This is a genomic window from Paractinoplanes toevensis, assembly GCF_018332695.1.
In the GTDB taxonomy this organism is placed as follows: Bacteria; Actinomycetota; Actinomycetes; order Mycobacteriales; family Micromonosporaceae; genus Actinoplanes; species Actinoplanes toevensis.
Genome location: NZ_BOQN01000206.1, coordinates 20,148 through 28,137, shown reverse-complemented (window position 1 = coordinate 28,137; position 7,990 = coordinate 20,148). Strand labels below are relative to the sequence as shown.

The window sequence follows — 7,990 nt, the reverse complement described above, 5'->3', positions numbered from 1 at the left end:
CCACGCACGCGGATTTGCCGATGACCGGATGTTGTTCCAGTTCCCTGGATGGTCAGAGTCGGACCGACGCGGTGATTCGAACGCCGCTATCGTCCTTATGCTGCCAGACCGTCGGCGAGCCGCTCTTGACGGCCAGCGGTGCCGTCGGGGAACCGCTACGGATGATTGGTCGTCTTAGTCATATGAGCCCTGATCGCGTCGCTCGCCGGGCCCCGCTTGTCGCCGTGGTAGGTGTCCTGTTCGTCTTCGTCCTCGCCGCATGCTCCGCACCGGCCGGCCGGGCGGCGAGCGCAGCGGGATTCGCCGGGTACAAGTGGGCCGTGGTGTCGATCAGCCACGGGGGCAAGACAACCTCCGTCCCCGGGAAGTACTCGGTCTACCTGCAGTTCACGCCGGACGGGCACTTCGGCGCCAACGAGCCCGTGAACTACCACAGCGGGAGCTACCGGGTGACGCCCGATGGCTTCACCACCAGTGGAGTTAGCAGTACGTTGGCGGGCTATGCGGGTCATGACCCGATCGTCCTGGTGGCGGTTTCCGCGATCTCGGCGTTCGAGGACGGGGCACCTGCGCTCGCCGGCGTCAGTGGCAACGCCTTGACGGTCAGGGCAGGCGGCTACACAGTTGTGGCCGAGAAGGCGGGCAGGCAAGCCGACTTCTGAGGTAGCCCAGGTGAGCGGATTTGCCGCTGATGGTGTGCGTCGGCGGAGCACGAGGTGTCACACGCGGTGGCCCTCCTGGGCGCCGGCTGACGGCTACATCATGGGCAACCGTCCCGATTCTTCGTTACAGCACATGCCAGCTGTTTCGGGGGAGCGCATAACTCGCCGCGCTCGTTCGACGATCGGGGCCGTGCCTGCGCTGAACGATGGTGAAGGTCGCACCTCCGGTCGTGGCGGCTAAGCCTTGGAGCTGTTGTACTCCATTCATGATCAACTGCCTGTGGGGTCCGGTGATGCGGCCGTGAGTGAAGGCGCACGCGGCAGCCGGTCAGAGTCCTCCTCGCAGACGACAATGTTTCGGGCGAGCGCCACGTGGACGCTGCTCATACCGGCACTGGCCGCGCTGATTGCTGCCCCAGGCGTTTGGTTGCTGATGGCGGTGTTGCCCGGGCAGGAATCGAGCCCGGCCCACCTCGGCGAGACGATTGCCTGCGTCGTGGTCGGGTCATTTGCCGGCACCGCGCTTGTCACCTGGAAAAGGCGGCTACACCAGAGCTGGATCAGTATCAGCCGTGTAGGGATCGAAATGGCTACCCGCGCAGCGCCCATGGTCATCGGCTGGGCCGACATCACCTCGGCGCGAGTACGCCGCCGAGGCCCGCTGGCCACGCTTGAGATCACGCCCCGCGATCTCTACGGTCTTCGTGTCGATCTGCCCAGCCGGGACCTACCGCGTATCCGCTACCGCAACGGCCGGCCCGTGCTGATCATCGACATCGGCATCTTCAATCCCGGACCCGCAACACTGCGCGCCGAACTGAACCACCACATCACGTAGCAACCGGCAGGCGATGCACGGATCTGCCGCCGTCCGTGCGCGGCGGACCGGCCGAGACCTGTCACGCGGCGTGAGCGCCGGTCGCGTTGCCAGCCGCGCGCTCATCCCGATGAGCGTGCATGGCGACGAGGGTTGAGCCATGATGCGCAGCATGATCATAGGCGCGGACTTCGTGGATCAACTCGAGGCCGTCGTGCCTGAGGCCCATAACATCGTGGTTGAGCACTTCGCCGGCAACGACGGGCTGCTGCTTCACTTGCTCATGAGCGACCTCCTGCGATTCAGCCAACCGACGCTGATACCGCGAAATGCACCCGCCCGGAAACGACCGAACACCCCAGGCATCTTTGCTCAGGGCGGCGCGACGCCCGGCGGTCGCCGTTGAACCCTGCAGCATCATCCGATCTGGACGAACTCTGGCAATCGCTCTTGCGCTCCTGACGGCACCGTGGCGCGTTCTTCCCCCTGTGGAACTCGCCGCGGCGCCCCAACGAGCTGTTCCTGGCGCTGCGGTCAGTGTGTTGCGTCGTACGCGTTCACCACCGCGGTGGGGATTCGTCCGCGTCCCGACACCTCGTGGCCCTGCTGAGCGGCCCATTCCCGAATCTCCTGATTCCTCTGCCGATTCGTGGCCGCTGAAGCCGTGGCCGTGCCGCGCGGGCGACGGTTAATGCCGCCACGACCCACTCGGGTGCCTACAGCCAGGTGAGGATCCAGCACTTTGCGAAGTTTCCCGGCGTTTTTCTCCGACAGGTCGATGGCGTAGTTCACTCCATCCAAAGCGAATTCCACCGTGCGGTCGGCTTCGCCGCCATCCAGGTCGTCGGTGAGGAGAGTAATAATCTGCTTTGCCACGTGTTACCTTCCATTGCGATATCGGTCGGCGGGCGTACTTAAAATATCTGACGCGCCGCAGACGAGCTAGCGGGGCAAGGTGCGGGAAGTCAAGTATGTCGAATGGCATGTAGAAGGACGTGAAGTAGAGATTTCCGTACCGGTGTGAATCTTACAGAAAATCCTTCGACGTTGGATGGATTGCGATAGTCGGTTACTGCGCCGCCACGCCGGCGATGACCGATCCGGCGATGAGGAATGGTCCGAAAGGGATCGGAGTTGAGGGCTGACCGCGGCGGCGTATAGCGGTCGCTACGGCGACCGGAAGGCAGAGCAGATAGGGGAGCGCGAGCCCCAGCACCACCATGCGCCAACCGCCGGGCCCCAGCGTCAGTCCGGTGACGGCCGCGAGGCGGACGTCACCTGCCCCGATCCCGTCCGGTGCCAACACGAACAGCAGGAGGTATACGCCCCCGACGGCCAGCGCGCCGAGGCCCGCCCGCACGAGGATCTCGCTGTTGCGCTCCAGAAGTGTCGCCAGGCTGATGGCCGCCGCGATCACGCCAGCCGTACCCGAGACGACACGCGTGGGCAGCCGGTGCGCGGCGATGTCAACCGCAGACAGGAAGATCCCCGCCTGCACGAAGGTCAGCCAGGCGGCCAGCAGGGCCCACTCGGCCGAAGTTGCCGGAACAGGTCGCGCGGCGAACAGTCCGCTGGCCAGCGCGCCGGCGCCGGCCATTGCCCACCATCGCGGTCCGTTGATCCGGGAGCAACCAGGACATCGGCGACGTTCAGGGAGCCATCTGCGTAATCCTGCCCTGAAGGGTCGGCCACATCCCGGACAGCCGTCAGCGGGAGACTGAATTCGTAGAGCTGACAAGCGGAAAACGGTCTGAGCCGACAATCCGGCTGCGGCACCGCTGGTAGCCAACACCGCAGCAAACGCATAAACCATCTCGTCGGCGGTTTCGGCAGCCGCTTACGCCGGCGACGCCGGCCATCAGCTTCGTCTTACCTTGAGTGGCGGATAAGAAATTGTCACGTGGGCGTCTCCTGTCCAACTCAATAGCCGATAGGTCGCTCGTCGTCGCACCGAGGCGCGGATTACAAGGTAAGGCCAGGTCGGTCAGAGCACATACCGGAACCAGGAGTGCGACAACGCTCGATAACCTCCGACAACCCTCGACAACCGATGACAACTACCGCGTTGGAGTGCGACAGCTCATGGTCGAAGGGTGATGAGAGAAAGCGACCGTGAGTGGTTCCACCACCGCCATGCGGTCCGAGTCCCCGGCCTTCGGTGCCGCACCGTGAGCCAGCCCGACCACGCGGTGCTGTTTCGGCGCGGTTCCCGTCGCCAGTGGCACCCGTGGGCTCGCCGGTATCCAGCGGAAGAGTGCCCCTCTGTCATGAGTGGATGCGGTACACCAGACGACAAACATCAATGGGGGAGGTCGCTGATGATGCAACGCTTCGGTGCAGTGGTGATCGGGTCGCTGCTGCTGGCAGGAGCCAGCGCTGGGTGCTCGGACGATCGGCCGCAACGGCAGGACGCGCCGCCGCCCGCGTCGACCCCAAGCTTGCGCGCTCCGTCTCAGGACACGCCGGCGTCTGCGGACACCAAGGCGTTGGCCGCGTATCGCGGCATGTGGAACGCCTATGCCACAGCAGGCGAGTCCGCCGACCCGACCCATGGCGACCTGGCCCAGTACACGACCGGCGATGCCTTGAGTGCCTTGACCAAGGGACTGGACGAGTACCGGGATAAGGGTCAGGTCATGAAGGGGCGACCGGTCATGACGCCGCGGGTGACCGAGCGACCCCCTGCTGGAGATCCGGTCCAGCAGTTCGAGATCCAAGACTGCCTCGACTCCACCAACTGGCTCATCTATGAGAAGTCGGGCAAATTGGTCAACGACGAGCCGGGAGGGCGCCGATTCACTGGAGCGTTTGTCCGAGACACCGGTGATGGCGTGTGGAAGGTGTGGTCGGTCGGTGTTCATGAGGTGGGGTCATGTTGACCCGCGTTCCACAGCTTCTCGCTGCGTCGAGCGTGGCAGTTCTTTTGGTCTTGAGCATCGGCGTGTCGTCGGCGCACGCCGATCCGGCCGGTCCGGTGAACTGCGGCGTCAGCCCTGACAGCCCGTCGTGCCGCATCAAGGTCGAAAAGCCAGGCCGGCACCCGCGAGGGCAGGGCGAGACGGGCAAGGACTCAGGAACGAGCTCAGACAGCGGGGCTGATCCCGCTGACAGCGCGTGTGAGTGGAAGAAGGCCAACGACGATCCTCCGCCGCCGGGAGTCTCTGGTCCCGGTGGCTGGTACTCAAAGGTGTGTCTGGGTGAGCGGTCGGGGTTCGGTACGCGCCCGGAGTGGGTGCCCGACGAAGCGGTCGCGGCGGCCGATCCGGCGGTCGTGGCGCAGAGCGCGGTCGCGACCTTGCGGTTGCCGAAGCCGACGATCAGTTTCAATCCGGCTCCCCCCGCGCCGCAGTTCGTGAACTTGCCGACGTGGTTGTGGCTGGCTTCGGGCTCGTGGGCTCCGCGGGCGGCGACGGCGAGTGTGCCGGGGCTGGCGGTGACGGCGACGGCCAAGCCGATCCGGGTGCTGTGGAGCACCGGTGACGGTGCGCAGGTGACATGTACTGGGCCGGGCACGCCGTGGCGGGCCGGGATGGACCCGGCGGCGGCGTCGCCGACGTGTGGGCATACCTACCGGCAGCCGTCGGTGGGCCGTTCCGGTGGGGTGTTCGCGGTGCGGGCGACGGTGACGTGGCAGGTCGCGTGGGCCGGTGGCGGGCAGACGGGCGCGGTGCCGCAGTTGTCGACGACCTCGACGGCACAGATCGTGGTGCGTGAGGCCCCGGCGGTCAACAGCGGGGTCCTGCGATGAGCGAACCAGGAACTCTGCTGGCCGCACCGCGTGACACCAGCTCGCCGCCGACCGGGCGGCCCGGTGAGCGCCCGCGAGCCGGACACCGCCGGATCCGGCTGTCACTGGTGCTGTTCGGAGCGTTGACCGTGCTGGTCGGGGCCGTCGCAGGGGTGCAGGTCGCCGCCCGCGTCGATGACCGGCTAGCGGTGCTGGCGGTCGCCCGGCCGGTGAAGGCCGGTCAGGTCATCGCCGCCGCCGACGTCACGACCGCGTTGGTGAGTGTGGACGCCGGCGTGGCCACGATGCCGGCGTCGTCACGGTCGTCGGTGATCGGGCGGATCGCGGCGATGCCGCTGGCCAAAGGCATGCTGCTCGGTCCCGCGCAGGTCGGCCCGCCGCAATGGCCGGCCGCCGGCGAGGCCCTCGCGGCGGTGGCGGTCAAGCCGGGCCGGGCACCCGACGGGCTGGCGCCCGGGATGCGGGTGACGGTGCTGATCGTCCCGCAAATCCAGCCGGGTACCGCCGTCGATACCGGCGGTGCGGCGACGGTGCGGGCCGAGGCGACGGTCGAGTCGGTGCATCAGACCGCGGATCAAAACGGGGGTCTGCTGGTGACGGTGTTGACGAACACGGAGGCAGCCCAGCGCATCGCCGCCGCGTCAGGCGAGGCGGCGCTGGTCCAACACGGGGCAGACGGGTGAATTCTGATGCTGGTGGTAGTGGGATCGATCAAGGGTTCGCCGGGCGTGACCAGCCTGGCGTTGGGGCTGGCGTCACGATGGCCCGACACGGGGTCGTTACTGGTTGAGGCGGACAGCGACGGCGGTGACCTGGCCGCGCGTTTCGGGGTCAACCCGGAGCCGGGACTGGCCGCGCTGGCGCTGGCGATCCGCTCGAGCGGCCCGGACACGGTGGCGCTGGAAGGGTTCGCGCAGCGGCTGCGGGTAGACGCCGAGGTGGTCCTCGCGCCGCCCAGCGACGCCGCCGCACCGGCGGTGGAGCAGCTCGCCGCGTCCGTGCCGATGCTGGGGCGCGCCGCAGTCCATCGGTCGGTGATCGTGGATGTGGGCCGGCTGTCGCGTCGTTCGCCGCTGGCCCCGGTGGTGCAGGCCGCCGATCACGTGGTCGTCGTGGCCACCCCGAATCTGGCGGACCTGACGCAGGTGTTTTCCCGGCTGCAGCGGCTGCGCGCGACGGCCCGCGGTCACGTCTGGGTGTGGTTGAGCGGCGCCGGTCCGTATGACGAGGCGGAGGTGAGCGCGGATCTGAGCGTGGCGGTGCTGGGCACGGTGGGCCGGGACAAGGTCGGCGCGGGGATGCTCACCGGCCGGTATCTGACGGCGCCGGGGTGGTGGCGTTCCCCGATGGTGCGTGCAGCGGGCGACGCCGCCGCCCGGCTGGCCGATATCCCGCCAGCGGTAGGCCACGCGGAGGTCCGCAACCTCATGCCCTACGTCAACGCGATGGGAGTGAATCCCCGATGACCGTCACCAATACTAGTTCTGCCCGCAGCGGCAGCAACGACGCCGAACGCGGACTGGTGGAGGTGTTGCGGCGCCGCGTCGCCCGGCAACTCAGCGAGCGGGGCCGTGACGTGACCGGCGGTGATTACGAGCAGCTGGTGTGGCAGCTGGTGGACGAGGCCCTCAACGAGCACGCCCGGCAGGTGCTGTCCGCCGGGGACCGGCCGCTGGAGCCGGCCATGGAACGGCGCATCGCCGCGGCGGTGCGGAACCACTTCGCCGGGCTCGGCGGCCTGCAGGAATACCTCGACAATCCGCGGGTCACGCAGATCAACATCAACGGTGACGAGGTGTTCGTCTCCGAGGTCGACGGCAGCAAGCGGAGGGTGCCGCCGGTCGCGTCCAGTACCGATGAGCTGGTCGAGCTGATCCGGATGATCGCCGCCCGCTCGGGGTCGGAGGAACGCCGCTTCGACCGCGGCGTACCCCGGCTGAACCTGCAACTGCCCGACGGGTCGCGGGTCTTCGCCGCGATGGCGGTATCGAAGGTCCCGGTGGTCTCGATCCGCCGGCACCCGCTCACCAGGGCGAGCCTGCCGGACCTGGTCGGTTACCGGATGCTCGACGCCGGCACCGCGGCGCTGCTGGCCGCGTTGGTCAAGGCCCGCAAGAACGTGGTAATCAGCGGCGGCACCTACACCGGTAAGACAACGCTGCTGCGGGCCATGGCCCGCGAGATACCGGCCCACGAGCGGCTGATCACCATCGAAGACACCTTCGAACTCGGCCTCAGAGACGAGGTCGAACACCCAGACTGTGTGGAGCTTCAGGTCCGCGAACCCAACATCGAGAATTCCGGCGCCATATACCAGGACGAACTGGTGCGATGGGCGCTGCGGATGAGCCCGGACCGAGTCATCGTTGGTGAGGTCCGCGGCGCCGAGGTGATCAGCCTGTGCCAGGCGATGAGCCAGGGCAACGACGGCTCACTCGGAACGGTGCACGCCTCCAGCTCGCAGCAGGCGCTTACCCGGCTGATGACCTACGCCGTACAGGTACTGCCGTTCGAAGCCACCGCGATGCTGATTGCAGGGGCGATCGAGTTCGTAGTGCACCTGGCCTGGTCCGACCGCACCCGGGTGGTGTCGTCGGTGCGCCAAGTCCTGCACGCCGAAGGCCGCGACGTCATCTCGAATGAGATCCTGCGCCCCGGCCGCGACAAACGCGCTGTGACCGCTGCGCCGCTGCGCAGCGACACTCTCGACGAACTGGTCGCGACCGGCTTTCGGCCCGACATGCTGGCAGGCTGGTGATCAGG

Annotated in this window: 10 protein-coding genes; 8 read left to right on the top strand and 2 right to left on the bottom strand. The window is 67.4% G+C overall.

Annotation, left to right across the window (positions count from 1 at the left end):
- From Ato02nite_RS50430 to Ato02nite_RS50420, 3 genes are all read left to right on the top strand, one after another.
- On the top strand, window positions 1-662 hold a 662-nt coding region (locus tag Ato02nite_RS50430; protein ID WP_213013875.1), incomplete at its 5' end, for an META domain-containing protein.
- Window positions 663-906: 244 nt separating this feature from the next.
- Entirely contained in the window at window positions 907-1,500 is a 594-nt protein-coding gene (locus Ato02nite_RS50425) for a hypothetical protein (RefSeq protein WP_213013874.1), read from the top strand.
- A 139-nt stretch (window positions 1,501-1,639) separates the two neighbouring features.
- The gene (locus Ato02nite_RS50420) at window positions 1,640-1,885 is read left to right on the top strand and encodes a hypothetical protein (protein WP_213013873.1); all 246 of its coding nucleotides are present in this window, start codon (window positions 1,640-1,642) and stop codon (window positions 1,883-1,885) included.
- A gap of 128 nt (window positions 1,886-2,013) precedes the next feature.
- On the opposite strand, the gene Ato02nite_RS50415 is transcribed toward Ato02nite_RS50420, so the two are convergent.
- Together Ato02nite_RS50415 and Ato02nite_RS50410 are read right to left on the bottom strand one after the other, a co-directional pair.
- Entirely contained in the window at window positions 2,014-2,355 is a 342-nt protein-coding gene (locus Ato02nite_RS50415; protein WP_213013872.1) for a histone-like nucleoid-structuring protein Lsr2, read from the bottom strand.
- 193 nt (window positions 2,356-2,548) lie between these two features.
- Window positions 2,549-3,076, bottom strand: a complete 528-nt coding sequence (locus tag Ato02nite_RS50410) for a prepilin peptidase (RefSeq protein ID WP_213013871.1) — start codon at window positions 3,074-3,076, stop codon at window positions 2,549-2,551.
- 721 nt (window positions 3,077-3,797) lie between these two features.
- Between Ato02nite_RS50410 and Ato02nite_RS50405 the strand changes: the two genes are divergently transcribed.
- Genes Ato02nite_RS50405 through Ato02nite_RS50385 form a run of 5 tightly spaced genes read left to right on the top strand, consistent with a single transcriptional unit; the run spans window position 3,798 to window position 7,985 of the window.
- Entirely contained in the window at window positions 3,798-4,358 is a 561-nt protein-coding gene (locus Ato02nite_RS50405; RefSeq protein WP_246608250.1) for a hypothetical protein, read from the top strand.
- Complete coding sequence (locus tag Ato02nite_RS50400; RefSeq protein ID WP_213013870.1) at window positions 4,352-5,227, top strand: hypothetical protein; 876 nt, start codon at window positions 4,352-4,354, stop codon at window positions 5,225-5,227. Before Ato02nite_RS50405 ends, Ato02nite_RS50400 begins: the two co-directional genes overlap by 7 nt.
- Window positions 5,224-5,910 (top strand): SAF domain-containing protein, encoded by a 687-nt coding sequence (locus tag Ato02nite_RS50395; RefSeq protein ID WP_213013869.1) that lies wholly within the window; start codon window positions 5,224-5,226, stop codon window positions 5,908-5,910. The genes Ato02nite_RS50400 and Ato02nite_RS50395 overlap by 4 nt, the downstream gene beginning before the upstream one ends.
- Before the next feature lie 6 nt (window positions 5,911-5,916).
- Entirely contained in the window at window positions 5,917-6,693 is a 777-nt protein-coding gene (locus Ato02nite_RS50390; RefSeq protein WP_213013868.1) for a CpaE/TadZ family protein, read from the top strand.
- Complete coding sequence (locus tag Ato02nite_RS50385) at window positions 6,690-7,985, top strand: TadA family conjugal transfer-associated ATPase (protein WP_213013867.1); 1,296 nt, start codon at window positions 6,690-6,692, stop codon at window positions 7,983-7,985. Before Ato02nite_RS50390 ends, Ato02nite_RS50385 begins: the two co-directional genes overlap by 4 nt.
- The last annotated feature ends 5 nt before the right edge of the window (window positions 7,986-7,990 follow it).